The organism is Neoroseomonas soli, from assembly GCF_018129065.1.
Classification (GTDB): domain Bacteria; phylum Pseudomonadota; class Alphaproteobacteria; order Acetobacterales; family Acetobacteraceae; genus Neoroseomonas; species Neoroseomonas soli.
The window spans coordinates 1-25526 of the sequence record NZ_JAAEDM010000034.1 but is presented as its reverse complement, the minus strand read 5'-3'; the positions used below and the strand labels follow the sequence as shown (position 1 = coordinate 25526).

Annotated in this window: 21 protein-coding genes; 5 read left to right on the top strand and 16 right to left on the bottom strand. The window is 71.7% G+C overall.

Annotation, left to right across the window (positions count from 1 at the left end; all coding sequences use genetic code 11):
* Window positions 1-134: 134 nt before the first annotated feature.
* Window positions 135-2105, bottom strand: coding sequence for an elongation factor G (locus GXW76_RS13505; protein ID WP_211862607.1), 1971 nt, complete (start codon window positions 2103-2105; stop codon window positions 135-137).
* A 319-nt stretch (window positions 2106-2424) separates the two neighbouring features.
* Here GXW76_RS13505 and GXW76_RS13500 point away from each other — a divergent pair, with 319 nt between their 5' ends.
* Complete coding sequence (locus GXW76_RS13500; RefSeq protein WP_211862606.1) at window positions 2425-3510, top strand: OmpA family protein; 1086 nt, start codon at window positions 2425-2427, stop codon at window positions 3508-3510.
* Window positions 3511-3571: 61 nt separating this feature from the next.
* Here the strand turns inward: GXW76_RS13500 and GXW76_RS13495 are convergent, their stop codons facing one another.
* The 10 genes from GXW76_RS13495 to GXW76_RS13450 form a co-directional block, all read right to left on the bottom strand.
* Window positions 3572-4417, bottom strand: a complete 846-nt coding sequence (locus GXW76_RS13495) for a UPF0280 family protein (protein ID WP_211862605.1) — start codon at window positions 4415-4417, stop codon at window positions 3572-3574.
* Between the two features lie 4 nt (window positions 4418-4421).
* Entirely contained in the window at window positions 4422-5906 is a 1485-nt protein-coding gene (locus GXW76_RS13490; protein ID WP_211862604.1) for a 6-hydroxynicotinate reductase, read from the bottom strand.
* Between the two features lie 67 nt (window positions 5907-5973).
* Window positions 5974-8742: a molybdopterin-dependent oxidoreductase gene (locus GXW76_RS13485; protein ID WP_211862603.1), complete on the bottom strand. Its 2769-nt coding sequence runs from the start codon at window positions 8740-8742 to the stop codon at window positions 5974-5976.
* The gene (locus GXW76_RS13480; protein ID WP_211862602.1) at window positions 8739-9581 is read right to left on the bottom strand and encodes an FAD binding domain-containing protein; all 843 of its coding nucleotides are present in this window, start codon (window positions 9579-9581) and stop codon (window positions 8739-8741) included. Before GXW76_RS13480 ends, GXW76_RS13485 begins: the two co-directional genes overlap by 4 nt.
* Window positions 9578-11317, bottom strand: coding sequence for a hydantoinase B/oxoprolinase family protein (locus GXW76_RS13475; protein WP_211862601.1), 1740 nt, complete (start codon window positions 11315-11317; stop codon window positions 9578-9580). Before GXW76_RS13475 ends, GXW76_RS13480 begins: the two co-directional genes overlap by 4 nt.
* Window positions 11318-11462: 145 nt before the next feature.
* Entirely contained in the window at window positions 11463-13481 is a 2019-nt protein-coding gene (locus tag GXW76_RS13470) for a hydantoinase/oxoprolinase family protein (RefSeq protein WP_211862600.1), read from the bottom strand.
* Between the two features lie 5 nt (window positions 13482-13486).
* Window positions 13487-14200, bottom strand: coding sequence for an ABC transporter ATP-binding protein (locus tag GXW76_RS13465; RefSeq protein ID WP_211862599.1), 714 nt, complete (start codon window positions 14198-14200; stop codon window positions 13487-13489).
* Window positions 14193-14975, bottom strand: coding sequence for an ABC transporter ATP-binding protein (locus GXW76_RS13460; RefSeq protein WP_211862598.1), 783 nt, complete (start codon window positions 14973-14975; stop codon window positions 14193-14195). Before GXW76_RS13460 ends, GXW76_RS13465 begins: the two co-directional genes overlap by 8 nt.
* Window positions 14972-16876, bottom strand: coding sequence for an ABC transporter permease (locus tag GXW76_RS13455; RefSeq protein ID WP_338150957.1), 1905 nt, complete (start codon window positions 16874-16876; stop codon window positions 14972-14974). Before GXW76_RS13455 ends, GXW76_RS13460 begins: the two co-directional genes overlap by 4 nt.
* A 6-nt stretch (window positions 16877-16882) precedes the next feature.
* Complete coding sequence (locus GXW76_RS13450; protein WP_211862597.1) at window positions 16883-18097, bottom strand: ABC transporter substrate-binding protein; 1215 nt, start codon at window positions 18095-18097, stop codon at window positions 16883-16885.
* Window positions 18098-18201: 104 nt separating this feature from the next.
* Between GXW76_RS13450 and GXW76_RS13445 the strand changes: the two genes are divergently transcribed.
* Both GXW76_RS13445 and GXW76_RS13440 read left to right on the top strand, forming a co-directional pair.
* On the top strand, window positions 18202-18747 hold the full coding sequence (locus GXW76_RS13445; protein ID WP_211862596.1) for a sigma-70 family RNA polymerase sigma factor: 546 nt from the start codon (window positions 18202-18204) through the stop codon (window positions 18745-18747).
* Complete coding sequence (locus GXW76_RS13440; protein ID WP_211862595.1) at window positions 18744-19433, top strand: anti-sigma factor; 690 nt, start codon at window positions 18744-18746, stop codon at window positions 19431-19433. Before GXW76_RS13445 ends, GXW76_RS13440 begins: the two co-directional genes overlap by 4 nt.
* 84 nt (window positions 19434-19517) lie before the next feature.
* On the opposite strand, the gene GXW76_RS13435 is transcribed toward GXW76_RS13440, so the two are convergent.
* A complete protein-coding gene (locus tag GXW76_RS13435; RefSeq protein WP_211862594.1) occupies window positions 19518-20396 on the bottom strand; it encodes an S-methyl-5'-thioadenosine phosphorylase in 879 nt (292 codons plus the stop codon).
* 67 nt (window positions 20397-20463) lie between these two features.
* Here GXW76_RS13435 and GXW76_RS13430 point away from each other — a divergent pair, with 67 nt between their 5' ends.
* Entirely contained in the window at window positions 20464-20637 is a 174-nt protein-coding gene (locus GXW76_RS13430) for a hypothetical protein (protein WP_211862593.1), read from the top strand.
* A gap of 79 nt (window positions 20638-20716) precedes the next feature.
* Here GXW76_RS13430 and ychF read toward each other — a convergent pair whose 3' ends face one another.
* The 4 genes from ychF to GXW76_RS13410 form a co-directional block, all read right to left on the bottom strand.
* Window positions 20717-21811 carry a redox-regulated ATPase YchF gene (ychF, locus tag GXW76_RS13425; RefSeq protein WP_211862592.1) on the bottom strand — a complete coding sequence of 365 codons (1095 nt, stop codon included), beginning with the start codon at window positions 21809-21811 and terminating at the stop codon, window positions 20717-20719.
* The gene (locus GXW76_RS13420) at window positions 21801-22307 is read right to left on the bottom strand and encodes a hypothetical protein (RefSeq protein ID WP_211862591.1); all 507 of its coding nucleotides are present in this window, start codon (window positions 22305-22307) and stop codon (window positions 21801-21803) included. The genes ychF and GXW76_RS13420 overlap by 11 nt, the downstream gene beginning before the upstream one ends.
* A complete protein-coding gene (gene pth, locus GXW76_RS13415) occupies window positions 22307-22903 on the bottom strand; it encodes an aminoacyl-tRNA hydrolase (protein ID WP_211862590.1) in 597 nt (198 codons plus the stop codon). The genes GXW76_RS13420 and pth overlap by 1 nt, the downstream gene beginning before the upstream one ends.
* Before the next feature lie 141 nt (window positions 22904-23044).
* Window positions 23045-23716: a 50S ribosomal protein L25/general stress protein Ctc gene (locus tag GXW76_RS13410; RefSeq protein ID WP_211862589.1), complete on the bottom strand. Its 672-nt coding sequence runs from the start codon at window positions 23714-23716 to the stop codon at window positions 23045-23047.
* Between the two features lie 204 nt (window positions 23717-23920).
* Between GXW76_RS13410 and GXW76_RS13405 the strand changes: the two genes are divergently transcribed.
* A partial coding sequence (locus GXW76_RS13405; RefSeq protein ID WP_211862588.1) for a DUF2339 domain-containing protein occupies window positions 23921-25526 on the top strand: 1606 nt, incomplete at its 3' end.

The window sequence follows — 25526 nt, the reverse complement described above, 5'->3', positions numbered from 1 at the left end:
GTGGCGAGGCTCGCCGGGAGCGGGGGTGGCGTGCCTGGTGAACTGAAGGGCCGATCTCCGCCGGGCTGTCATGCGAAGGCCCTTGGGCCTTCGCATGATCCGCGATCGCGGCCGCTGCGGGCCGTCCCCGCGCCCTATCTGCCTCGCGCCTCCGCGAGGTGGTCGAAGCGCCGCGTATAGGTGCCGAGCCCCATGGTCTGCGACCGCAATTCTATGATGAGGTCGTGCAGTTCCATTTCCGGCACCAGCGCCTGCACCTCGTCCCAGCCCGGCCAACCTTCCTTCTCCGCATAGCCGAGGATCTGGCCGCGCCGCCCGGTCAGCAGCCGCTGCGCGGCCGCGGTCGCGTCCTGCGGCACCAGCACCGTCACCTGGTCCACCGGTTCGAGCATCACCGGCTCGGCCTTGGCCAATGCCTCCTGCATCGCCATGCGCGTCGCGGTGGCAAAGGCCATGTCGCTGGAATCGACGGAATGGAAGGCGCCGTCATGCAGCGTGACCGCGATGTCCACCACGGGATTGCCGAGCGGGCCCTTCTTCGCGGCTTCCTCTGCCGCGTCGCCGACGGCGGGGATGAACTTGCGCGGGATGGCGCCGCCGACGATGCGGTCCTCGAAGGCGAAGCCCTCGCCGCGCGGGCGGGGCGCGACTTCGAGCGTCACGTCGGCGAACTGGCCATGGCCGCCGGTCTGGCGTCGGTGGCGGGCGTGATGGCGCGCGGCGGCGCGGATGGTCTCCTTGAAGGGGATGCGTGGGCGGGAGGTGCTGACGCGCAGCCCGTGCGCTTCCGCCAGGCGTGTCACGGCGTGGCCGAGATGGATGTCGCCCTGCCCGGCGAGCACGATCTGCCCCGCTTCGGGATCGTGGGTGACGCAGAGGGAGGGATCCTCCTCCGTCAGCCGCGTGAGGGCGCCGGAGAGGCGCACGTCGTCCTTGCGGTCCTCCGTGGCGATGGCGAGCGCATAGACCGGCGCGGGCGGGGCCGGGAAGGGCAGCGATGGCGCGGCGCCGGAGGTCGTAATGACCGCGCCGCTCGGCACCGAATCCAGCCGGCCGAGGGCGACGATCTCGCCCGCGGCGGCCTCGCCCACCTTGGCGGGCTCGCCCGCCGGGAAGCGGGAGATGCCGCCGATGCGCGAGCCGTTGACCGTCGCGCCGTCCTTGAAGGACCCGCGCCAGATGCGGGCGTAGGAGAGCTTGCCCCCATGCCCCGCATGGACGGAGCGGAACACCTGGGCGAGCGGTTCGCCTTCCGGCGCGATGCCGCGGCGCGCCGCGGTCTCCTCCGGGGCCGGTACGTCGTGGCGCAGGGCCTTCCACAGCCGGAGCACGCCGTGCCGCCTCTCGGCCGCACCGATCAGGACGGGATCGACCGCGCCGGCGACGATGTCCGCGTGCAGCGGGCGGTAGAGGTCCGCGGGCGCCGGGATGGTGTCCTCCACCACCTTCTCGAGCAGCGCGTCATCGTGGTCGGCCAGCGTCTCGGCAAGGGCGGCGCGGGCCTCGGCCTCGCGCGCCGCGATCGTTTCGGGCATGCGGATGAGTTCGGAGGGCTCGCCCTTGCGCCAGCGATAGGCGCGTTCGCTCACCAGGTCGACATAGCCGGTGACCTCGCCCTTCTCGCGGATCGGAACCTGACGCAGCACGAGGGGGCGGCGCGAATGGGCCTGAAGCGCCGCGAGGGTGTCGCGGATGTGTTGTTCCCCCAGCGTATCGGCCTTGTTGACGAAGACCATGGCCGGCAGCCCGGCCTGTTCGAGGGCGTGGAAGGCCGGGGCGAGGGCGGCGGCACGGGCGGGGCTTGGGTCGCAGACGACCACGGCGAGGTCTGCGGCCGCGAGGGCCGCGGCGGTTTCGTAGGAGAATTCGACCGAGCCGGGGCAGTCCAGCAGGGCCCAGGGGTCGCCCATGAAGTCGCAATGGCCGAGACGCGTCTCGGTGCCCATGGCGCGGCTGCGGGCCTCACCCGGGCGTCGCGGCGGCGGGCTGCCGGCCGCGGTGAGCAGGGCGTCGAACAGGGTGGACTTGCCGCTGCCCTGCGGCCCGATCAGGGCGACGGCACGGGGCCGCGCCCCGGCTTCTGGTCTCGACGCGGATTCGGGCATGGTGGCGGGCCTCCCTTTGGTTCCCCGGCCGTGGACCGGCCGTGTTCATCCGCGGCCCGGCGGGGGGCCGCCATGGACAAGACTAGACCCGGATCGGCGAGGTGTCGGCGGAAAAGCGGGGCGGCCGCGGAATCCCGGCACTCCGCCGCGGGGCCACACAGCTGTGGCATGGCCGCCACAGTGCGCTGACGATGTGGGAATGCCGCGCCGGATGCTGGGTCACGGCGAGAGGATTCTGTGTAGAGTTTGGTCGAGCCCCTCCTGGGGGGAGCGATCAGCGCCGGCGCGGTCGGTGCGTGAGTGGATGCGAGGAACGACGATGAGCTTCAGGAAGACCCTTCTGGCTGCGACGCTGCTGTCGCTGCCGATGGCCGCGCAGGCGCAGACGAGCTGGGGTGATCCGCGGGTGCAGGGCGTGTACGTCGGCGCCGGCCTCGGCACCAACTACCTCCAGAGCTCCAGCGACAACGGCATCGAGGCTTCCTTCGAGTGGGGCTGGGCCGGCGTGCTGAGCGTCGGCTACGGCTTCGGCAACGGCCTGCGCGCCGAGCTCGAAGGCAGCTACCGCTCGAACGACGTCGACAACATCAAGGTGAACGGCCGCAACGCGCCGCGCGCCGGCGGCACCGTCAACAGCTACGGCGTGATGGTCAACGCCCTGTATGACTTCAACCTGGGCGGCGTGATGCCGTACATCGGCGCCGGTATCGGCTACGTCTGGCAGGACGTGGACAGCCTCGGCTTCCGCGCCAGCTCGAACAACGCCTCGGGCAGCGTTGACGTCGGTGGCACCGAGGGCGCCTTCGCCTACCAGGCGATCGTCGGCCTCGCCTTCCCGATCGACGCCGTGCCGGGCCTCGCGCTGACCGCCGAGTACCGCTTCATGGGCACGACCGGCCACACGATCGACGGCCGCGCCAACCAGAACGTCACGGTGAACGGGCAGAACTTCAACGCCCGCGACAACGTGTCGTTCGACATGGACAACTTCAACCACTCGCTGCTGGTTGGCGTGCGCTACAACTTCGGCCGCACGGCCGCCCCGGTGGCGGCGCCTGCCGCTGTCCCGGCGCCGGCGCGCACCTTCCTGGTGTTCTTCGACTGGAACCGCGCCGACCTGACGCAGCGCGCGCGCCAGATCATCGGCGAGGCCGCCCAGGCCCGCACCCGCCAGGCGGTGACCCGCATCGAAGTGAACGGCCACACCGACACCTCGGGTTCGGCTCGCTACAACCAGGGCCTGTCCGAGCGTCGCGCCAACGCGGTCGCCGCCGAGCTCGTCCGCCTGGGCGTGCCCCGGAACGAGATCGTGACCCGCGGCTTCGGCCAGAGCCAGCTTCTGGTCCCGACCCCGGACAACGTCCGCGAGCCGCAGAACCGGCGCGTGGAAATCGTCCTCCGCTGATCCTGCGCGACAGCGCAAGGTCTTCGAGGAAAGGGGCGCCGCAAGGCGCCCCTTTCTGCGTTCAGGGGGAAGGCAAGGCCGCGAGGCCCGTCGCGCGCAGCTCCCCGCCGAGCCGCAGCGCCGCGCCGAGGATCCGTCCGCTGGCACGATACGCCTCGGCCCGCGCCAGGCCGGCGGCCAGCGCAGCCGCCACATCGCCGGCGGCAAGCGGGCCGACCTCGACCGTGACGAGGCGCTCGCCGAGATCGCTGTCGGGATCGAGGCTCGATGCAGGCACGCGTCGGACTGCCGGGCTGTCCAGGTCCACGGCATTGGCGATGAGCGTCGCCGCGACATCCGCCGTCGCCGCATCCTGCGCGAGCACCGTGACCGCATCGGCGATGCCCAGCGAGAAGGAGCGCCCATGCCTGCCGGAGGTCGCGATGCCGCCGATGCCGCTTTCCGGCGTCACGCGCAGCGCGCCGTCGAGCGCCAGCCGCGCCGGGTCGGCGGCGAGGCCCACGGCGAGCGACTCGCCCGGCCTCACCCGCACTGCGATGTCGCCGCCGTCGTTCGCATAGGCGCGCTCGAGCGCCGCGGCGTCCCACATCGCGTCCAGCAGCGCGTCGGCCACCGCTCCGGCCACCGCGGCCATCGGCGTGACGAAGACCGGCGCGAAGGGCGTGCAGGCCGCGACCATGCGGCGCGCGACCGGGTGCCGGACGCGCGGGGACCCGGCCATCGGGCGGCGCAATTCATCGAGTTCCGCGACCAGGCCGGGCAGGATGCCCGGGAACATCGCCGTCGCGGCTGCCTCGGCCGCGCGCACCGCCTCGGGCGCCCCCCAGGCTCGGAGCACCACGTCTATCGGCCCGTGGGACAGGTGCAGGCGTTCGCCGGCCAGCCGCTGGGCGACGGGCGGGTCCACGGGATCAGCGCGGCAGCGGCCAGGGATTGGCGGGGTGCCAGGTCTCTACCCGGAGGTCCGCCCCGAGGCCGCGGAGCACCTCCTCCACCGGCACCACCTGGTCCATGTGGCCGCCGAGCCGCGCGTAGAGCGCGCGCGGCAGGGTGAACTCGATCGGAGCGACGATGGCCGGCGTCGGCACGTGCCCGAATGACATCCGCGGCATGCGCAGCACGTCCGCCATCACCGTGATGCCGCCGCCCGGCCAGAGATAGACCGGCGCGCCGCCCATGGTGACGCGCACCTGCCCCGACTGGACGGCCTGGGTCAGCAGCACCGGATTCTCCGTCACGCCGGCACGAAGCGACCCTCCGGCGCCAGCCATGAACACCACCGAGCAGAGGGACGGCTCGCAATTCTCCCCGATGCGGTCCACCACGCTGCGCACGGCGGCGGGCATGTCCGTCGGCACGGGGTTCAGCGCCTCGTCCAGCACGCAGAACAGCGCGTCCTCGCCGGTCGTGCTGGTCAGCAGCAGGCGGAGCCCGGGCCAGGCCACCTTGGGGTCGATCTTCTCGATCACCGCGAGCGGGTCGGTGATGTCGGTCCCGCCCCAGCCGAGGCCAGGCCGGGCGACCTGGAAATATCGCCCCGGCGTGGAGCGCCGCCCGCGCACGCGGATGCCGGCGGGGCGCATGTTCAACACCTTGCCGGCCTGGTGTTCGGTCAGCACGCCGGTGATGTGGTCGTCCACCACGATCACCTCGTCCACATGCCCAAGCCATTGCTGCGCGAAGATGCCGACGGCGGCACTGCCGCAGCCGACGCGCATGCGGCGTTCCGGCGTGCCGTCCACGATCGGCGCGGCACCCGACTGCACCACCACGGAATGCCCGCCCTCGATGGTCATTTCCACCGGCTCCGCGCCGCAGAGCCGCAGCAGCGTCTCGCAGGTGACGACGCCTTCCTTCTTCGATCCGCCGGTGAGATGCCGCACGCCGCCGATGGACAGCATCTGCGACCCGTACTCGGCCGTCGTCACGTGCCCGACCTGTTCCCCGTTCACGCGTACCGGCGCGGCTTCCGGGCCGAGATGACGGTCGGTGTCGATCTTCACCTTCACGCCGCAGTAGCTGAACATGCCCTCCGTCACGACGGTGACGGTGTCCACGCCCGCATGCGTGGCGCCGACGATGAAAGGCGCGGGCTTGTAGTCGGGATAGGTGGTGCCCGCGCCCACTCCGGTGACGAAGGCGCGCGACGGGTCGAGCAATTCGCCGTCCCACTCGGCCTGGGCGAAGGCGACGACAGGGCGGTGCTGGTCCACCGCCTGCGCGAGCGTCAGCGCGGGGTCGGTGCGGACCAGAACGCCATCCTGGTTGGCGTAGCGCGCGCAGGCACCGGCCCGGCCGGGGCGGATGCGGCAAAGCACGGGACAGGCATCGCAGCGGATGATGCCGTCGCCTTCGGCGGCGCCGAACTTTTCGCTGCGGGCGGCACGGGATGTCATGGGGATGCCTCCGGCGGCCGGGGGGAGAAGTGAACTTCTCCCCCCGGACCCCCCTCAACCTTTTTTGTCACTTGGCGCCCCGCTGCCGAGGTTCGGCGCCAAAAGACAAAGAAGGGAGGGGGCTCGGGGGAGGTTCTCCTCCCCCGATTCTTTCATGCAACCGATGCGGCAGCACCGGCACTTCCGTCATCCGCACCCCCGTCGCGTGGCGAACCGCGGAGAGGATCGCCGGCGCCGTCGGCACCAGCGCCGGCTCGCCCACGCCCTTCGCGCCGAAGGGGCCTTCGGGTTCCGGGTCCTCGATCAGGTGGATGCGGATGCGCGGCATGTCGCCGGCGGTGGGGATCAGGTAGTCGTGCAGGTTCTCGGTGCGGCCAGGGATGAATTCCTCCATCAGCGCCAGGCCTAGGCCCTGCGCGACGCCGCCATGGATTTGCCCGGCGATCAGCAGCGGGTTCACCGCGCGGCCGACATCCTGCGCGACGACGATCTCCTCCACCTTCACCTTCCCGAGCGTCGTATCCACGCGCACCAGTGCGATCTGCGCCGCGAAGCCGTAGGTGGCGTAGGGTACCCCCTGGCCGTCCGCATCGAGCGGCACGGTGGGCGGGTCGTAGCGTGCCTCCACGGTCAGATCCGAATTGAGGCGCGAGAGTTCCAGCACCCGCATGCCGTCGGCCCCCGACACGGCCAGCCGCGTGCCGTCGAGAGCGAATCGCGCATCGTCGCCGGCATTCGCGAGCGCGAGGATGCGCGCGCGCAGTGCCTTCGCCGCATCCTGCGCCGCGCGGCCGGAGACGAAGGTCTGGCGCGACGCCGAGGTCTTTCCCGCATCCGGCGTGAGCGCCGTGTCGCCGACCACCTGCCGCAGCACCGCGATCGGCACGCCGAGTGCATCCGCCACGATCTGCGCGATCACCGTGGAACTGCCTTGCCCGATATCCACCGCGCCGTTGAACAGCGTGATCGTCCCGTCGCGCGCCAGCGTGATGCGCATGGTGGAAGGGTTCGACAATGCCGTGTTGCCGCACCCGTACCACATGCAGGCGATGCCCGCGCCGAGGCGATGGCGCGCATGCGTCGCATTGTGCGCGGCGACGCGGGCGAGCATCTCATCCCATTCCGGCTTCAGCGCGTCGAGGCATTCCGACAGCCCCGCCGAAGCGTGCAGCACCTGCCCCGAGGGCGTGACATCGCCCTTGCCGATGGCGTTGCGCCGCCGGATGTCCCAGCGGTCCAACCCGAGTCGTTCGGCGAGATCATCCACCAACGCCTCGGTCGCGATCGCCGCCTGCGGCACGCCGAAACCGCGGAAGGCGCCCGCCGGCGTGTCGTTGGTATGGACCGCACGCGTGCGGTTGCGCACGTTCGGCACCCGATAGGGGCCGGAGGCATGCACCGGCACCCGGTTCGCCACGGTGGGGCCCCAGGATGCGTAGGCGCCGGTGTTGAAGTCACCGTCCAGCGTGAAGGCGGTGAAGCGGCCATCCGCATCCGCCGCCATGCGCGCGCGCAACGTCGCGGGGTGGCGCTTCGTCGAGGACGCCATGCTCTCGGTACGCGAATAGACCATGCGCACGGGGCGATCCGTGACACGCGCGGCAACCGCCAGCAGCGGCTGCACCGAGACATCGAGCTTGCCGCCGAATCCGCCGCCGCAGGCGGTGGGGATGATACGCACCGCCTCGTCGGGAACACCGAGGACCCGGGCCGTCTCCTCGCGATCCATCACCGGCGCCTGGGTGCAGGCGGCGACGGTCATGGCGCCGTTGGTGCCCGGTTCCGCGAAGCCGGCCTCGGGCTCTATGTAGGCGTGCTCGACGAAGGCCGTGCGGAAGGTGCCTTCGGTGCGTGCGGCGGCGGTCGCGAAGGCGGCTTCCGCGTCGCCGCAGCGCAGGTGCCCGCGCACCAGCACGTTGCGCGGCGCATGGTCGTGCAACCGCGGCGCCCCCTCGGCGAGCGCGGCGGCCACGCCGTGCAGCGCGGGCAACGGCTCCCAGGCGACGGGCAGATCGGCGTCGCGCACGGCGGCCACGTCCTCGCGCGCGCCGAGCAGGCCGAGCACCGCTTCCCCGCGGTAGCGCACGTAGCCGTCGGCGAAGACCGGCTGGTCCTTGAGGTCCGGCATGATGCCGAAGGCGTTGCGCCCCGGCACGTCGCGCGCGGAAAGGATGGCGGTCAGCCCAAGCCCGGCGCGCGCAGCCTCGAGGTCACCCAGCGTGAAGCGCGCATGCGCGTGCGGCGACCGCACCACGCGTAGCCACAGCGCGCCGGCAGGTGCGGCGTCGGCGCCGTAGCGCTCGGTGCCGGCGACCTTCGCGGCGCCGTCCACGCGTGGGAGCGGCGCGCCCACGGCGCTGCCGGCAATCCCTGCGAAGGGCGCCGCGACGGTGCCGTGCGCGGCGTCGAGCACCGCCTCGATGATCTGCAGGTAGCCCGTGCAGCGGCACAGCACTCCGCCGAGCGCATCCTCCACCGCCGCACGATCCGGCGCGGCGTTTCGGCGCAGCAGGTCGAACGACGCCATCAGCATGCCTGGCGTGCAGATGCCGCACTGCGCCGCGCCACGCGCGAGGAAGGCGGCGCGCAATCGATCAAGCAGCGGATCCTGTGCCTCGATCGTGGTGATCTCCGCACCTTCCGCCTGCGCGGTGGACACCAGGCAGGAACAGACCTGCGCGCCGTCCATCAGCACGGTGCAAGCGCCGCAATCGCCGGCGTTGCAGCCTTCCTTGGTGCCGGTCAGGCCGAGGCCTTCCCTCAGCGTGTCGGACAGCGGCGCGAAGGGATCGGCGGCAACCTCCCGCCGTGTTCCGTTGACGATCAGCGCGGTCATCCCAGGAAGCCCGCCAGCAGGTCGCGCAGCAGCGCGCGGGCGGCGTCGGCGCGATAGGCGGCAGATCCGCGCACGTCGTCGATCGGCGCCAGCGGCGCGAGGTGCGCCGGCTGCGGCACCTGCGGCATCTCCGATGGGTGGATGCCGATGAGCGCGGCTTCCAGCACCGGCAGGCGGCGCGCCACGGGCGAACAGGCACCGACCGCGATGCGCGCTTCCGCCACGCGGTCGCCCTCGAGCCGTATCACCGCCGCCGCCATGGCGATGGAGATGACGAGGTAGCGCCGCGCGCCCAGTTTCTCGAAGCGACCGCGCGCCCGCTCGCAGCGTGGAATGTGCAGCGCGGTGACGATCTCCCCCGGCGCCAATGCGGTCGCGCGGTATCCGGTGACGAAGTCCGCCACGCGCAGGCGCCGCGCGCCATGGGTGGAGGCCAGTTCGACCTCCGCATCCAGCACCAGCAGGTTCGGGATGCCGTCCCCCGCGGGGGAGGCGGTGACCAGGTTGCCGGCAATGGTGCCACGATTCTGCACCTGACGGCCGCCGATCTCCCGCGCCGCCGCGCGCAGGCCGTCGAAGAGGGGCGGCAATGGCGCATCCGCAATGCTCGTCCAGGTGGTACGCGCGCCGATGCGCCAGCCTTCCCCAGTTTCCGCAATGCCCGCCAGATCCGGCACTGCGGAAAGGTCGAGGATCTCCGGCATCCAGGGATTGCCCCAAGCGGCGCGCGCGGTGCGCATCGGGTGGATATCCGTCCCGCCCGCCAGCGGCAGAGCGCCGGTCGCCGCGCGAATGGCGAGCGCGTCCTCCAGCGTGCGCGGGCGGTGATAGGCGGTCATGCGGCACGCCCCTGGCGCAGCGCCGCGGTGGCGGCCTCGTCCACCTGGCCGTCGGCGGCGATGGCCACGCGCCACAGCATCGCGGCCTGCGCCGGCGTGTAGTAGCCGCGCCGGACGTCGCGCGCGACGAGCCCCGCGTCGCGCGCGAAGGGATCGCCGTAGCCGCCGCCGCCCGGCGTCATGACCTCCACGCGGTCGCCGGGCGCGAGCGCGATGCCCTGGTCCTTGGACAGATGCAGCGGAATGGTCGTGCCGCCATCGCGGTGGATGCGCACCTCGTTCGGCGCGCCGTCGCCGCCGCCGAGCACGCCCGGCGGGCCGAAGCGGCCATGGTCCATGACGAAGGAGGCGCGCGCCTCGCCGCGCAGGAGTTCGACCTCGTAATGCACGCCGAAGCCGCCGCGATGCGCGCCGGCGCCGCCCGAGCCCTCCCGCAGCGCGAAGCGGCGGAAGAGGACGGGGTAGTACTGCTCCATCACCTCGACCGGCGCGGTCTTGCTGATGCCGATGGTCGAGCAGCCGTTGGACAGCCCGTCTTCCCGAGCATTGCCGCCATAGCCGCCGCCGGTGATCTGGTACATCACGTAGCCGGCGCCGCGCGCGGGATCGACGCCGCCGAGCGCGAAGTTCCCCGACGTTCCTGCGGGCGCCGCCGTGACTTCCTCGGGCAGTGCCTGGACAAGGCAGAGGAACACCGCTTCCGCGATGCGTTGGCTGACTTCCGCCGCGCAGCCGGAGACCGGGCGCGGGTAGCGGGCATCGAGGAAGGTGCCCTCCGGCCGGATGATGTTCAGCGGAGCGAAGGTGCCCGCATTGATCGGCACATCGGGAAAGATGTGCTTCACGCCAAGGCACACCGCCGAATAGGTCGTGGCCCAGACGGAATTCATCGGGCCGGCACAGGGCTTCGACGATCCGCTGAAGTCGAAGGTCAGCGTGTCGCCGGATCGCGTGACGGCGAGCGCGATGCGCAGCGGTTCGTTCACCACGCCGTCGGAATCGACGAAGGCCTCGGCGTGCCAGGTGGCTTCGGGCATGCGGCGGATCTCGGCGCGCATGCGCTCGGCGGCGCGGTCACGGATCAGCGCGATGGCCTCGCGCAGCGTGGCGGCGCCGTAGCGGGCGACCATCTCGCCAAGCCGCTTCTCGCCGACCAGAAGCGCGGCGGCTTGTGCCTTGATGTCGCCGATGCGCTGCTCGGCCACGCGGATATTGGACTGGATGATGGAGAGGATCTCGCGGTCCATTTCCCCGCGCTTGAACAACTTCACGGGCGGCAGGCGGAGGCCTTCCTGCTCGACTTCGGTGGCGTGCGCGGAGAAGCCGCCCGGCACCATGCCGCCCGTGTCGGGCCAGTGGCCGGTGTTCTGCAGCCAGCAGAAGAGTTCGCCATCGATGAAGAATGGCCGGGCGAAGCGCACATCCATCAGGTGCGTGCCGCCGAGATAAGGGTCGTTGACGATGTAGATGTCGCCCGGCTCAGGCGCGGCGACGGCACCTTCGCCGATCAGGCGGATCAGGTGGCCTGCCGAATGTTGCATGGCGCCGACGAAGACCGGCAGCCCACCTTCGCCCTGGGCGATCAGTGCGCCGTCCTTCGCCGCGTAGATGCCATCGGAACGGTCGTCGGCCTCCGCGATCACGGGCGAGAAGGCGGAGCGCGAGAAGGCCAGGTCCATCTCGTTGCAGACCTGCTGGAGGCCGGCCTGGATGACGGCGAGCGTCAGTGCGTCCATCGGGCGACAAGGTCGGGGGAGAGAACTCCCCCGAACCCCCTCCTTCTTCTGTCCGGGTGCCCGTCCTGCGTCCGGGCACAAGTATCCAAGGAAGGGAGGGGGATTCGGGGGAGGTTCTCCTCCCCCGACCTTCTCTCCGCCCTTCTCACACGCGCACCCGCAGATTGCCGAGCGCATCGACCACCGCCTCGGATCCCGGTTCGAGGATGATCGTCGCATCCGCCTGTTGCAGCACCGCCGGCCCTGCGATGCGCGTGGCTTCCTGAAGCGCCTCGCGCCGCCAGACGGTCGCCTCGTGCCAGGCGCCCCCGGCGTAGAGGCGGCGCGTGCCGAGGCGAGCCTCACCCTCCGCGCCGGCGGCGAGGGCTCGCAGGTCGAAGCTGCGGCGGCGGCCGACGACGCTCGTCGTCAGGTTCACCAGCACGGCGCGGATCTCCGGCAGGCGCAGCTGGAAGCGGGCGAAATAGGCTTCCTCGAAGGCCGCCTGGACCTCTGCGCGCGTCGGCGTGGCGGAGGCGAGCGGCACGCGGATCAGATGGGTCTGGCCGCGGAACTGCATGTCCGCGACGTGGCGGGTCTCGATGTGTTCCACCTCGGCGCCGCCGGCCTCGACACCGGCACGGCCGCGCGCGGATTGCGCGGCGAGGACGGCGGCGATCTCCGCCTCCTCGATGTCGTCCAGGCCGCGGTTCAGCGTGTTCACCACATCCTGCCGCAGATCGGCGACCAGGCAGCCGAGCGCATTGGTCAGGCCGGGGCGGAAGGGGACGAGGACTTCGGGGATGCCGATCTCGCGCGCCAGCGCCACGGCGTGCAGCGGGCCGGCGCCGCCGAAGGCGAAGAGGGCGAAGTCGCGCGGATCATGCCCGCGTGACAGCGACACCATGCGGATCGCGCCGGCCATCAGCACGTTGGCGAGACGGATCACCGCCTCTGCCGCCTGCTCGGGCGTCATGCCGAGCGGGCCGCCGACGTCGCGCGCGAAGACCGCGCGCACTTCCTCCACGGGAACGCGGCGTCCCGTAGCCAGCAGCGCATCGGGATCGAGCCGACCCAGCAGCAGGTTCGCATCCGTCACCGTCGTCCGCGTGCCGCCGCGCCCGTAGCAGATCGGGCCCGGCATGCTGCCGGCGCTTTCCGGGCCGACATGCAGCATGCCGCCGCGGTCGATCCAGGCGATGGACCCGCCGCCGGCGCCGACAGTTCGCACATCCACCATCGGGAGGTGGATCGGCAGGCCGTAGGCGAGGGACAGTTCCGCGGAAACCTCCGGCACGCCGCCGGCGATCAACGCCACGTCGGTCGAGGTTCCGCCCATGTCGCAGGTGATGGCGTTCCGTACGCCCGACTGCGTGAGCGTCGCCGCCGCCGCCATCACGCCGGAGGCCGGGCCGGACATGACGGTCTTCGCCGCCTCGGCCGCCACCGCGCGCGCCGGCACCGTGCCGCCATTGCCGTTCATCACCAGCAGGTCGCGCGCGTGCCCCGCATCGGCGAGCCGGTCCTGCAGGTGGCGGATGTAGCGGTCCAGCACCGGCTGCACCGCGGCATTCACCGACGCTGTCGTGCCACGCTCATACTCGCGGAACTCCGAGAGCAGCGCGTGTCCGAGGGTGACGTAGCCGTTCGGCCAGATGGCGCGCGCGATTTCCCCGGCGCGCAGTTCATGTACCGGGTTGGCGTAGGCGTGCAGGAAGTGGACGACCAGCGCCTCGCAGCCCGCGGCGAGCAGGGCATGCACTTCGCGCACCACCGCCGCCTCGTCGAGCGGCGTCAGGACCTGGCCGCGCGCATCCATGCGCTCGGGCACTTCGCGGCGCCATTCGCGGGGGATCAGCGGCTCGAAGGTGCCGGTCATGCCGTAGGCGCGCGGGCGGGTGCGGCGGCCGAGTTCCAGCACGTCCCGGAAGCCCGCCGTGGTGATCAGCCCCACCTTCGCCAGCTTGCGTTCGAGCACCGCATTGGTCGTGGCCGTGGTGCCGTGGACGATCAGGTCGAGCGCCGCGGGCGTGGTGCCGGCGGCGGCGATGGCGTCGAGCACGCCACCCGCCTGGTTCGCCGAGGTCGTCGGCACCTTGGCGATGCGGATGGTGCCGTCGGCGTCCTGCATCACCAGGTCGGTGAAGGTGCCGCCCACGTCGATGCCGGCGATGCGCCTGACCATGCGCGTCACACCGTCAGGTAGGCGCGGCGGACATCCTCGTCCGCCTCGAGCGCCGCGATGCTGCCCTGCCATCGCACCGTGCCCTTCTCGAGGATGAGCGCGCGGTCGGCGACGGCGGCGGCGAAGTCGAGATTCTGCTCGGAGACCAGCACCGCGATGCCCTCCTGCTTCATGCGCAGCACTGCCTCGGCCATCAGTTCCACGATGACCGGGGCCAGGCCCTCCGAGGGCTCGTCGAGCAGCACGGCCTCGGGGTTGCCCATCAGGGTGCGCGCGATGGTCAGCATTTGCTGTTCCCCGCCGGACATGGCGGCTGCGCGACGATGGCGCATCTCGGCAAGGTTGGGGAAGACCTCGAAGAGTCGTTCGGGTGTCCAGGCGGGATGGCCGGGCGGGGCGGGGCGGCGGCCCACCTCGAGGTTTTCGGCGACCGTCAGCTCGGTGAAGACGCGCCGATCCTCCGGCACGTAGCCGAGGCCGCGCCGGGCGATGCGGAAGGGCGCCCAGCCAGCGATCTCCTCCCCGGCGAAGCGGACGGAACCGCCGCGCGGCGGCAGCAGCCCCATGATGGCCTTGAGCGTGGTGGACTTGCCGGCGCCGTTGCGGCCCATCAGCGCCGCGACCTCGCCGCGCGAGAGGTGCAGTTCGACGCCGAACAGCACCTCCGCCAGGCCGTAGCCGGCGCGCAGGCCGGCGACCTGAAGCACGGGGTCAGCCATCCGCGGCCCTCCGTGCGCGGGCGGCGGCACGGGTGCCGGAATGGCCGAGATAGACGCGCTGCACCTCGGGGTCGGCGCGGACCTCCTCGGGCGTGCCGCGGGCGATGATCTCGCCGCGCACCAGCACCAGGATGCGGTCGGCATGGGCGAAGACAGCGTCCATGTCGTGCTCGGTGAAGAGCACGCCGATGCCTTCCTGGCGCGCGATGCCGGCGACCAGCGCCATCAGGGCTGCGCGCTCGGCAGGCGCCATGCCGGCGGTGGGCTCGTCCATCAGCAGCAGGCGCGGGGCTGCGGCGAGCGCGATCGCCAGTTCCACCCGCTTCACGTCGCCATAGGCGAGTTCGCCGACGGGACGCGCCGCCTGCGCTGCCATGCCGACGCGGTCGAGCAGCGCCAGCGCGGCCTCCCGGTGCATCGCGGCGGCATTCGCCAGCAGGCGGCGCGTCTGCCGGTGATGCGCGATCAGCGCCATCTGCACGTTGCCGAGGACGGTGAAGGAAAGGAATGTCTGCGCCACCTGGAAGGTCCGCCCGACGCCGAGGCGGCAGACCTGCCGCGGTGGCAGGCCCGTCACGTCCTGGCCCGCCAGCGTCACGCGCCCGCCATCGGGGCGTAACTGCCCGCCGACCATGTTGAAGGTGGTGGACTTTCCTGCGCCGTTGGGACCGATGATCGCCAGCATCTCCCCGACGTTCAGGGCGAAGGAGACATCCTTCGCGGCGAGCACGCCGCCGAAGCGTTTGGTCAGCCTGTCGACCGCCAGCAATGTCATGGCTGCCTCTCGGCCCACTTCCGAAGCGCGGTGAACAGGCGATGCACGCGGGCGTAGAAGCGCTGTAGTTCGGTCCATGCCCCCGCCAGCCCGCGCGGAAAGACCAGCACCATGGCGATGATCGACAGGCCCAGGAACAGCCGCCAGTGGTCGGTCAGCGGCATGAAGAAGTCCTTCACCGCGTGGAAGACCGTCGCGCCGGCAACGGCCCCCAGCACCGACTGGATGCCGCCGAGCAGGATCATGGACAGGAAATCGACACTGAGCGGAATGCCGAGCAGCGTCGGGTCGATGGACCCCTTGGAGAAGGCATAGAGCCCGCCCGCCAGCCCCGCCGCCGCCCCCGCCAGCGTGAAGCCGAGCCAGCGATGCCTGCGCACGTCCACGCCGATCGCATCCGCGCGCGGCGCCGAATCCCGTGCCGCGCGCAGCGTCGCGCCGAAGGGCGCGTGGATCACGCGGCGGAGAAGGATGATCGCCGCCACCGTCACCGCCGCCGTCAGGTAGTGATAGACCTCCCGCGACGCCGCCCAGCGCGACGGCCAGACGCCGACGAGGCCGTTGTCCCCACCCGTCACCTCCACCCACTGGAACACCACGGCATAGGCGATCTGCGCGAAGGCCAGCGTCAGCATCGCCAGGTAGATGCCGGACAGTCGCACGACGAAGAAGCCGAACAGCGCCGCGAAGGCGCCGCCGGCGACCGGCGCGGCGACCAGCGCCGGTTCCATCGGTAGCCCGGCCTTCGTGACCAGCAGCCCCGCGCCATAGGCGCCAAGCCCGAAATACGCCGCATGGCCGAAGGAAACGATGCCGCCATTGCCGACCAGGAAGTTCAGCGAGAAGGCGGCGAGCGCCAGCACCAGCACCTCGGTCCCCACCTTCACCGCATAGGCATCGAGCAGCGGCAGCGCCAGCACCGCGGCGAGCGCCAGCGCCGCCAGCACCTTGCCCGCAAGGTCGAGCGGCCGCGGATCGAGGATGCCCTCCGGCAGCACCGTGCGGCCCGCTGCCGTCTCCGGCTTGCCGAGCAGGCCCCAGGGCTTCACCACCAGCACCGCCGCCATCAGCAGGAAGACCAGCACCAGCGTGATCTTCGGGAAGACCAGCACGCCGAAGGCCTGCAACTGCCCGATCAGCAGCGCCGCCAGGAAGGCGCCGGGCACGGAGCCCATGCCGCCGATCACCGTGACGACGAAGGCGTCGGTGATGACGGACAGGTCCATCTGCGGGTTGGCGGAGATGCGCGGGATCTGCAGCGCGCCGCCCAGCCCCGCCAGCGCCGCGCCGAGGAACAGCGTGCCGGTGAAGAGCATCGCCTGGTTGACGCCGAGCGCGCCCACCATCTCGCGGTCCTGCGTGGCGGCCCGGATCAGCACGCCGAACCGCGTATGGCGCATCAGCAGCCAGAGCAGCGCCAGCACCGCCGGCCCGACGAAGATCAGGAACAGTTCATAGGCCGGGAAGCGCTGGTCGAAGATGTAGACACCATGCCGCAGCCCCGGTGCGCGGGGCCCCGGGATGTCCACCGGTCCCCAGGCCAGCAGCACCAGGTCCTGCACGATCAGCACCACGCCGAAGGTCGCGAGCAACTGGAACAGCTCCGGCACGCGGTAGATGCGCCGCAGCAGCATGACCTCCATGACCACGCCGAGCGCACCCACCGCGAGCGCGGACGCCAGCACGCCAGCGAAGAACAGCCAGGGCGAGCGGTCGAACTCGAGCAGCCACGGCACGATCGTGACCGCGACATAGGCCCCCAGCATGTAGAAGGACCCATGCGCGAAGTTCACGATGCGCGTGACGCCGAAGACGATGGTCAGGCCCGAGGCCATCACGAACAGCGATGATGCGCTGGCCAGGCCCGACAGGGCCTGGACCAGCAGGAAGTCCCACTCCACGAAGCGTCAGGCCGACCGACGCGCGGCGCGGACCTCCTCCTCGGGGAACATGTAGTCGGCCCCATCCGCGTAGCGGAAGTTCTTCATCGTGCCCTGGCGGCCGCGCAGCGTCGTCTCCCCCACCCAGGCCCCGAGCGTGCCCTGGTGGTCGATGCCGCGCATCGTGACAGGCCCGACGATCGTGTCGGTGCGCAGGTCGGCCAGCGCGTCCACCAGCGCCTCGTTGTCCAGCGAGTTCGCCTTGTTCAGCAGGGTGGCGATGATCTGCACGGTGACATAGCCGAGCACGGAGCCGAGGCGAGGCGTGTCGTTGACGCGCGCGCGGTAGGCGTCGACGAAGGCCTTGTGCGCCGGCGGGCTCTCCACCTGGTCCCAGGGGTAGCCGGTGACGATCCAGCCCTCCGGCGTCTCCTCGCCGAGGGGGATCATGTATTCCGGCTCGCCCGTCAGTAGGGAGACGACGGTGCGGCGCTCGAACAGCCCGCGCGTGTTGCCTTCCCGCACGAAGGCCGTGAGGTCCGGGCCGAACAGCACGTTGAAGATGCCGTCCGGCCGCGACTGGCCGAGCGCGCCGACGGTCGCCCCCGCATCCACGCGGCCGAGGGCCGGGAACTGTTCCGCCACGATCTCCGCGCCCGGGATGGCGGTGGGCAGCAGCCGCTTGAAGTTCGCCGCCGCGGACTGGCCGTACTCGTAGTTCGGCGCGACGATCGCCCAGCGCTTCGCACTGCGGCCGCGGATCGCCTCCACCAGCATCTTCGTCTGCATGAAGGTGCTGGGCCGCACGCGCCAGGTGTAGCGGTTGCCCTGCGCCATGGTGATCGCGTCGGTCAGCGGTTCGGTCGCCAGGAACAGGCGCTTGCGCTGGTTCGCGAAGTCCGCGACCGCGAGCCCGACATTCGAGAGGAAGGTGCCGGCGAGGAAGGCGACGTTCTCCCGCGTCAGCAGTTCCTCCGCCACGCGCACCGCGTCGCCCGGCGTCGACCCGTCGTCGCGGAAGACGAACTCGATGCGCCGCCCGCCCATCACGCCGCCGGCGGCGTTGATCGTATCCTGCGCGAGTTGCATCGCGTTGCGGTAGGGCACCGCGAAGGCCGCCATGCGGGAATAGGAGTTCAGCTCGCCGATGCGGATCGGCGCCGCCTGCGCGAAGGCCGGCCTGGCGAGGACGGCGAGCCCCGTGGCGCCGAGCGCGCGCCGGGTGAGGGTGAAGCGCGTCATCCTGAACCTCCTGTCCTGTCGGCGGGGATGATCGGTGCGCGCGGCGCGCGGCGCAATGGGGTCGTTGCGTCCGGGTCGCGGTGGTGCCACATGGCGGCTTCGGCATGGATACGACCTCGGTACTCGACCTGCCCGGCCTGCTCGCTGCCGTCGCCGCCGGCGACCGTGCCGCGCTGCGTATCGTCTATGCGCGGCAGTCCACGCGCCTCTTCGGCGTGGCCAACGCCATCCTGCGCGAACGGGACGTCGCCGCCGATGCGCTGCAGGAGGCCTTCCTGCGCATCGCCGGCCGCGCCGGCCAGTTCGACCCCGCGCGCGACAATGCCGAGGCCTGGCTCGCCGCCATCGTCCGCCACGCCGCCCTCGACATGCTGCGCGCCCGTGGGCGGGAAATGCCGACCGACGACCCGATGCTCGGCGAGGAGGCCGAGGCGGCTCAGGCCGAGGCGCGCATGATCGCGACCGCCGAGGGGCGCAGCCTCAGGGACTGCCTCGCCAGGCTCGAGCCGCGGAGCCGCGCGGGCATCGTGCTGGCCTTCGTCCACGGCCTGTCGCATCCGCAGATCGCCGAACGCCTCGACACGTCGCCCGGCACGGTGAGATCGTGGATCCGGCGGGGGCTGATCGCGCTGCGGGGAGGCCTGGCATGATCCCGGCCGATCCCGCGGAACGCGAGGCGCTGGCCGGCGAATACGTCCTTGGCACGCTGACCGCGAGCGAGGCCCGCGGCATCGAGCGCGCCATGGACACGGACGATGCGTTGCGCGAGGCGGTTCTGGCCTGGGAGGCGCGGCTCGCCCCGCTGACCGAATTCGCGCAGCCCGAGACGCCGCCGCCGGGCCTGTGGGAGCGCATTGCCGGGGCGCTCGATCCGCCGGCCGCCGCCGCGCCCGCGCCGGCGCCGCGTCCGTCGGGCATCTGGCGGATCTGGGCGCTCGGCGCCTCGGCCGTGGCGGCGGCGCTGGCGGCATTGCTGCTGCTGAGTCCGAAGCCCGAGCCGCGGCTGACGACCGTGCTGCTCACGCAAGGCGACCAGCCTGCCTGGCTGGTCGAGGCCGATCGCGGGGCGCTGCGCCTCGCCGCCTTGAACCCGCGGCCTTTGCCGCCGGATCGCGTGATGCAGATCTGGGCCTTGCCGCCGGGGGCGACGGCACCGACCTCGCTCGGGCTGATCCCGGCCGGGGAAGGGAGGCTGACGGTGGCGCCCGAAGGCGTGCGGCCGGAGCCGGGGATGCTGATCGAGATCACGCTGGAACCGCCGGGCGGGTCGCCGGCGGGGCAGCCGACGGGGCCGGTGCTGTTCGTCGGGCGGTTGGTGGTGGCAACGGGCAGTTGATCGGGGGGAAGGGAACTTCCCCCCGAACCCCCCAACCTTCTTTGGCTTCTGGGGACCGGCCCTCGAGGGGGGAGCCCTCGACCTTCAGATCACGCGCTGCGCCACGACGTCGAGCTTCGCCATAAGGTCCGGGTCCCGCTTGTCCGGTGCGGTGATCAGCGCGTGGTCCAGCGCCCGGTCGCATCCGGCAGGGCAGGGATCGCGCCGCGCGCCCAGCAACGGGACCACCGTCTTCACCACCGCCCGGGCCTTTTCGGCATTGCCGAACAGGACCTTGCCCACCTGCTCGACCGTCACATGGGCGTGGTCCGGGTGCCAGCAATCATAGTCGGTGACCATCGCGATGGTGGCGTAGCAGAGCTCCGCCTCGCGGGCGAGTTTCGCCTCCGGCATGTTGGTCATGCCGATCACGTCGCAGCCCCACTGGCGGTAGAGCAGGCTTTCCGCCTTCGTGGAGAATTGCGGGCCTTCCATCACCAGGTAGGTGCCGCCGCGGGTGACGGGCAGGGCGATCCGCCTCGCCGCGTCCTCCAGCGCATCACCGAGCCGCGGGCAGACCGGGTGCGCGACCGAGACATGCGCGACGCAGCCGGTGCCGAAGAAGGACTTCTCGCGGGCGAAGGTGCGGTCGATGAACTGGTCCACGATCACGAAATGGCCCGGCGGAAGCTCCTCCTTCAGAGATCCGACGGCCGAAAGCGAGATCAGCTCCGTGCAGCCGATCCGCTTCATGGCATCGATATTGGCGCGGTAGTTGAGCGCCGAGGGCGGCGTGGGGTGCCCGCGGCCGTGACGCGGCAGGAAGGCGACGCGCACACCGGAGAGAGTGCCAGTGAGGATCTCGTCCGAGGGATCGCCCCAGGGCGTGCGGACCTTCACCCATGTCCGGTCCTCGAGCCCATCGAGGTCATAGACGCCCGATCCGCCGATGAAGCCGATCATGGGGGTGATGGTCTCTGACATGGGGCCTCTCCGGTTCTGCTCGCGAGGGCGGTTTAGCGCGGGTGGCGGCCCGTGCTAAGCGGCGGGAATGACGCGCCCCACCGCCCTTCGAGTCCTCGCCCCTGTCCTGCTGCTGATGATGGCGCTGGCCGCCTGCGGCGACCGGGCGCGGGAACGCGAAGGCCTGGGTCCGCGCGGCACGGCGCTGCCGCCGCCCGATCCGGTGACGGGGGTGGCGCGGACGGAACTGCCGGGGCGCTGAGAGACCGCTCGAGAATGCGCCGGATGGCGCATTCTCCAATCGGGCAACGGCCCGCTCAGCCAGGCATCCGGCGTCGCGTTCAGACGTTGAAGCGAAACAGCATCACGTCGCCGTCCTTGACGACGTATTCCTTACCCTCGACGCGCATCTTGCCGGCTTCCTTGGCGCCCTGCTCGCCGCCGAGCGCCACGTAGTCGTCATAGGCAATGGTCTCGGCTGCGATGAAGCCGCGCTCGAAGTCGCCATGGATGACGCCGGCGGCCTGCGGGGCCTTGGTGCCCTGCACGATGGTCCAGGCGCGGGCCTCCTTCGGCCCCACCGTGAAGTAGGTGATCAGGCCGAGCAGCGCGTAGCCGGCGCGGATGATGCGGTCGAGGCCGGAATCCTCGAGCCCGAGGGAGGACAGGAACTCCGCCCGGTCGCCTTCCGGCATCTGGCTGATCTCGGCCTCGATGGCGGCGGAGACCACCACCGCCTGCGCGCCCTCGGCCTTCGCCTTGGCGAAGACGCGCTCGGCCTGCGCATTGCCGGTGGCGGCGCTGCCCTCGTCCACGTTCGCGACGTAGAGTACCGGCTTCGTCGTCATCAGCTGGAGGCGGGAGGCCGCGGCTTCCTCGCCCTTCGGCACCGCGGTGCGCGCGGGCCTGCCGGCTTCGAGCGCGGCCTTGATCGGCTCGATCAGCGCCATCTGCGCGATGGCTTCCTTGTCGCCGCCGCGCGCGCGCTTCACCAGGCCCTGGGCCCGCTTGTCCAGGCTGTCGAGGTCGGCGAGCATCAGCTCCGTCTCGACCGTCTCCGCATCGCGGATCGGGTCCACGTCGCCTTCCACATGGGTGACGTCGGTGTCCTCGAAGCAGCGCAGGACGTGGACGATGGCGTCCACTTCCCGGATGTTCGCGAGGAACTGGTTGCCGAGGCCCTCGCCCTTGGACGCGCCGCGCACCAGGCCGGCGATGTCCACGAATTCGAGGCTGGTCGGCACTTCCTTCTGGCTCTTGCCGATCGTCGTCAGGGTGTCGAGCCGCTTGTCCGGCACCGCCACCCGGCCGACATTCGGCTCGATGGTGCAGAAGGGGTAGTTCGCCGCCTGCGCTGCGGCGGTCTGCGTCAGCGCGTTGAACAGCGTGGATTTGCCGACATTCGGCAGGCCGACGATGCCGCAGTTAAAGCCCATGATTGTCCCCTGTGCCGCCGACCGGGGGCGCGGCCTTGCGCCACGCCGCCTCGAATTCCTCGGCGAATGTCTCCGCGATGGTGGCCGCGGCGATGCGCGCCGCGCCGTCGTCCGTCACCGGTGCCAGCGCCGCGGCGCGCAGGTGCCCCACGACCTCGCCGACCGAGAGCGATCCGCGCGGCAGCCGCCCCACCGTCTCATGCGCCGCGCGCACCACGTCGCCGGTGAAGCGCAGAAGGTGCCGGGCCGCCAGCAGCAGCGCGCCGGCCAGCGCCGCGGCTTCCCGCGTGCCTTCGCGCATGATGCGGCGGTCTTCGGCCTCGGGCGAGAAGCCGTCGATGAGGAATAGGTCGAGGGTGCCGCGCAGCCCGTTCGCGGCGTTCGCCAGGCTCTCCGCCTCCCGCGTCAGGGCGGAGGCGAGGATGGCGGTGCCGTTGGCGATGTCCTGCGGGCCGGGGCCGGTGAAGGCGCCCTCCATCGGGTGGTCGTCTTCCATCACGCCTCCTGCGTCGCCAGTGCCATGCGGGTCATGAAGTCCTCGGGCTTTCCTTCCGCGAGCAGCGGCGCGCACTCCGCCGCCGCGTCCAGCAGCCGGGACAGCCACGCCTGGTCCTGCTTCGCGAAATTGCCGAGCACATGGCCCGTCACCGCATCCTTGTGGCCGGGATGCCCGATGCCGAGGCGCACGCGCCAGAACTCCGCGTTCGAGAAAGCGCGGCGCATGTCGCGCAGGCCGTTGTGGCCGGCGACGCCGCCGCCCTTCTTCACCCGCACCTTGCCGGGTGCCAGGTCGAGCTCATCATGGAAGGCGGTGATCGCCTCCACCGGAAGCTTGAGGAAGGAGGCGGCCTGCTGCACGGAATCGCCGCTTGCGTTCATGTAGGTCATGGGTTTCAGCGCCCAGACCTTGCGGCCGGCGATCACGCCTTCGCAGGCCTCGCCCTTGAAGCGCTTGCGCCAGGGGGAGAAGTGATGGCGGCGCGCGATCTCGTCGATCGCCATGAAGCCGATGTTGTGGCGCTGGCGCGCGTGCTCGCTCCCCGGATTGCCGAGGCCGACCCAGAGCAGGGGGGTGTCGTCGCGGAGCGCCATGGGAACACCAGGGGGAGAAGGGAACTTCTCCCCCCGGACCCCCCTCAACCTTCTTTGGCTTCTGGATACTGACCGCCGAGGCCAGCGCCAAGAAACCAAAGAAGGGAGGGGGTGCGGGGGAGGTTCACCCTCCCCCGCCTCTTACTTCTTCTTCTTCGCCGGGGCGGCGGCAGCGGCGGCGGGCGCCTTCTGCTTCGTCGCCTCGACGGGGCCCGGCGCGGTGGCCGGGGCGGCCTCGTCCACCACCGTCGGGGCGGCGATGGAAGCGACCATGAAGTCGCGGCCGACGATGACCGGCTTCGCGCCGAGCTGGTCCTTCACCGCGGACCAGCGCAGGCCGGCGCCGATGTTCGCCTCGGCCAGGTCGATCTGGAAGGCCGCCGGCACGTTCTCCGGCTCGGCCAGCACCTCGATGTCGCGGCGGACGACGTTCAGCACGCCGCCGGCCTTGATGCCCGGGCAGGTTTCTTCATTGAGGAACTGCACCGGCACCTTCACGCGGATGCGGGCGCCCGGGGCGAGCCGCTGGAAGTCCACGTGGATCGGGCGGTCCGTCACCGGGTGGAACTGCACGTCGCGCATCAGGCAGCGCTGGGCGGCGCCATCCTTCACGGCGATCTCGAACAGGTGCGACTGCCAGCTGCCCTTCTGCAGTTCCTTCATCACGTCGCGGGGGTCGAGGGCGACAAGCGTCGCGTCCTGCTTCGCGCCGTAGATGACAGCGGGGACAAGCCCCTGACGCCGGGTTGCGCGGGCTGCCCCCTTACCTGCCTGCTCGCGCGCCTCGGCCTCGATCCGGATCGTCTGGACCATGGTCGTGCTCCTTGCATTGGTTTGGTCGCCGTTCCGGGCCGCGATCGGCACGCGCAACGACAAGCGCCGGCCTCCAGGGGTGCCGGCGCAGGCGGCTTCTAGGGGATGGGCGGCGGGGGCGCAAGCGCGGCGGGCTGCAGGACTTCAGGGCGCGTGCGGTGGATCCCTTGACGCGGCATGGTCGCGGGGCCGAGCGTTCCGCGCATGGAAGGCCTGTTTCTCCTCGTCGTGTTGTTCTTTCTGGGCGGCTGGATCTTCGGCATTGCCGGCTTCGCCCGTGCCGGCGCGGCACGCCGCGACCTGGAAGCGCTGCGCGCCCAGGTGGCGGCCCTGCGCGCCGAGGTCGGCGGCATGGCCGGGGCGCTGATCGCCGCCGGCTTCCGCGCGCCCGAAGCCGCGCCTGCTGCCATGCCGTTGCAGCCCGGGACGGCGCCCGCCCCCGAGGCGACGACGCCTGCGGCTGTCCGGCAGCCGCTTCCCGAAGAAGCCCCGCAGCCGGCGCCCGGCGCCGCGATCCCGCCCGAAGCTGTGGCGGGCGTGCCGGAACAGCCAGCCACCCTCCCGCCCTGGGCCCGCCCTGCCGGCCCGCAGCCCGAGCGTAACATCGAGGAACTCCTCACCCAGCGCTGGGGCGTCTGGCTCGGCGCCGGGGCGCTGCTGCTGGCTGGGGTCTTCCTCATCCGCTTCGCCGTCGAGGAGGGCTGGCTCGGCCCGGGCATCCGCTGCGTGCTGGCCGCGCTTCTCGGCTTCGCGCTGGTGGCCGCGGGGGAATGGCTCGCCCGGCGCCCGGCGCCAGAGGGCGCGGGGGGCAGGCTGCCGGACTACGCACCGCCTGCGCTCGCCGCCGGCGGCGTCGCCTGCCTCTTCGGCGCAGCCTATGCCGCCACGGCGATGTACGCCCTGCTGCCGCCGCTGGTCGGCTTCGTCGGCATGGCGGCGGCGGGAGGGTTCGGCCTGCTGCTCTCGTTGCGGCGCGGGCCGCTGGTCGCGGTGGTGGGCCTGGCCGGCGCCTTCGTGACGCCGGTCCTGGTGCAGACCGAGGATCCCTCCCTGCCCGGCCTCTTCGCCTATCTGCTGGTGGTGACGGCGGCGGCGATGCTGGTGGTGCGCGCCACCGCCTGGGGCTGGCTCGGCTGGTCGGCAACGGTGGCGGGCGCGCTCTGGGCGGTCGTCGGCGCGGCGGCCGCGGAGGGGCTGGACCTTTGGGCGCCCGCGCTTTTCGTGCCGCTGGCGGCGGGTTGCTTCCTCTTCCTCCTCCCGCGGGAGGCGCTGGGCACGCCGCTCGGCCGGTGGTTGGCGCATGTGCCGCCGGTGATGCTCGGCATAGCGCTGCTGCCGGCCGCCGCCACCGCGCCGGACCTGGCGCCGGCGGCGGGCGTGCTGCTGCTCTCGCCGGTCGCGCTGGCGGCGGGGTGGCGCGATGCGCGGCTGGACCGCCTGCCTTGGCTTGCCGCAGGGCTGGGGCTGTTCCTGCTGCTCGTCTGGGCGGTGCCGGCCTGGACCCCGACCGGCGAGCGCGTGACCATCGAAGGCGCCGTCCAGGCGATCATCCCCGGCGCCTGGGTGCCGGAGGCGCTGACCCGCTTCCTCGCCGCCGCGGCCATTTTCGCCCTGCTGCACCTGGCCGCGGGGCTGGCGATGGAGGCCGGGCGGGGCCTCGCCTGGGCCGGGCTGGCGGCGGCGGTGCCGGTGCTGACGCTGCTGGTCGCCTATCTGCGCGTGCGCGGCTTCGCGACGGATCCCACCTGGGGCCTCGCGGCCTGCGGCGTGGCGGCGGTGCATGTGGGCGCGGCGGCGCGGGCGATGCGCG

Excerpts from the sequence above, each read along its gene's own strand:
- GXW76_RS13505 (WP_211862607.1), bottom strand. The coding sequence starts at position 2,105 with ATGCCCGAATCCGCGTCGAGACCAGAAGCCGGGGCGCGGCCCCGTGCC.
- GXW76_RS13500 (WP_211862606.1), top strand. The coding sequence starts at position 2,425 with ATGAGCTTCAGGAAGACCCTTCTGGCTGCGACGCTGCTGTCGCTGCCG.
- GXW76_RS13490 (WP_211862604.1), bottom strand. The coding sequence starts at position 5,906 with ATGACATCCCGTGCCGCCCGCAGCGAAAAGTTCGGCGCCGCCGAAGGC.
- GXW76_RS13485 (WP_211862603.1), bottom strand. The coding sequence starts at position 8,742 with ATGACCGCGCTGATCGTCAACGGAACACGGCGGGAGGTTGCCGCCGAT.
- GXW76_RS13480 (WP_211862602.1), bottom strand. The coding sequence starts at position 9,581 with ATGACCGCCTATCACCGCCCGCGCACGCTGGAGGACGCGCTCGCCATT.
- GXW76_RS13475 (WP_211862601.1), bottom strand. The coding sequence starts at position 11,317 with ATGGACGCACTGACGCTCGCCGTCATCCAGGCCGGCCTCCAGCAGGTC.
- GXW76_RS13470 (WP_211862600.1), bottom strand. The coding sequence starts at position 13,481 with ATGGTCAGGCGCATCGCCGGCATCGACGTGGGCGGCACCTTCACCGAC.
- GXW76_RS13465 (WP_211862599.1), bottom strand. The coding sequence starts at position 14,200 with ATGGCTGACCCCGTGCTTCAGGTCGCCGGCCTGCGCGCCGGCTACGGC.
- GXW76_RS13460 (WP_211862598.1), bottom strand. The coding sequence starts at position 14,975 with ATGACATTGCTGGCGGTCGACAGGCTGACCAAACGCTTCGGCGGCGTG.
- GXW76_RS13450 (WP_211862597.1), bottom strand. The coding sequence starts at position 18,097 with ATGACGCGCTTCACCCTCACCCGGCGCGCGCTCGGCGCCACGGGGCTC.
- GXW76_RS13445 (WP_211862596.1), top strand. The coding sequence starts at position 18,202 with ATGGATACGACCTCGGTACTCGACCTGCCCGGCCTGCTCGCTGCCGTC.
- GXW76_RS13440 (WP_211862595.1), top strand. The coding sequence starts at position 18,744 with ATGATCCCGGCCGATCCCGCGGAACGCGAGGCGCTGGCCGGCGAATAC.
- GXW76_RS13435 (WP_211862594.1), bottom strand. The coding sequence starts at position 20,396 with ATGTCAGAGACCATCACCCCCATGATCGGCTTCATCGGCGGATCGGGC.
- GXW76_RS13430 (WP_211862593.1), top strand. The coding sequence starts at position 20,464 with ATGACGCGCCCCACCGCCCTTCGAGTCCTCGCCCCTGTCCTGCTGCTG.
- ychF (WP_211862592.1), bottom strand. The coding sequence starts at position 21,811 with ATGGGCTTTAACTGCGGCATCGTCGGCCTGCCGAATGTCGGCAAATCC.
- GXW76_RS13420 (WP_211862591.1), bottom strand. The coding sequence starts at position 22,307 with ATGGAAGACGACCACCCGATGGAGGGCGCCTTCACCGGCCCCGGCCCG.
- pth (WP_211862590.1), bottom strand. The coding sequence starts at position 22,903 with ATGGCGCTCCGCGACGACACCCCCCTGCTCTGGGTCGGCCTCGGCAAT.
- GXW76_RS13410 (WP_211862589.1), bottom strand. The coding sequence starts at position 23,716 with ATGGTCCAGACGATCCGGATCGAGGCCGAGGCGCGCGAGCAGGCAGGT.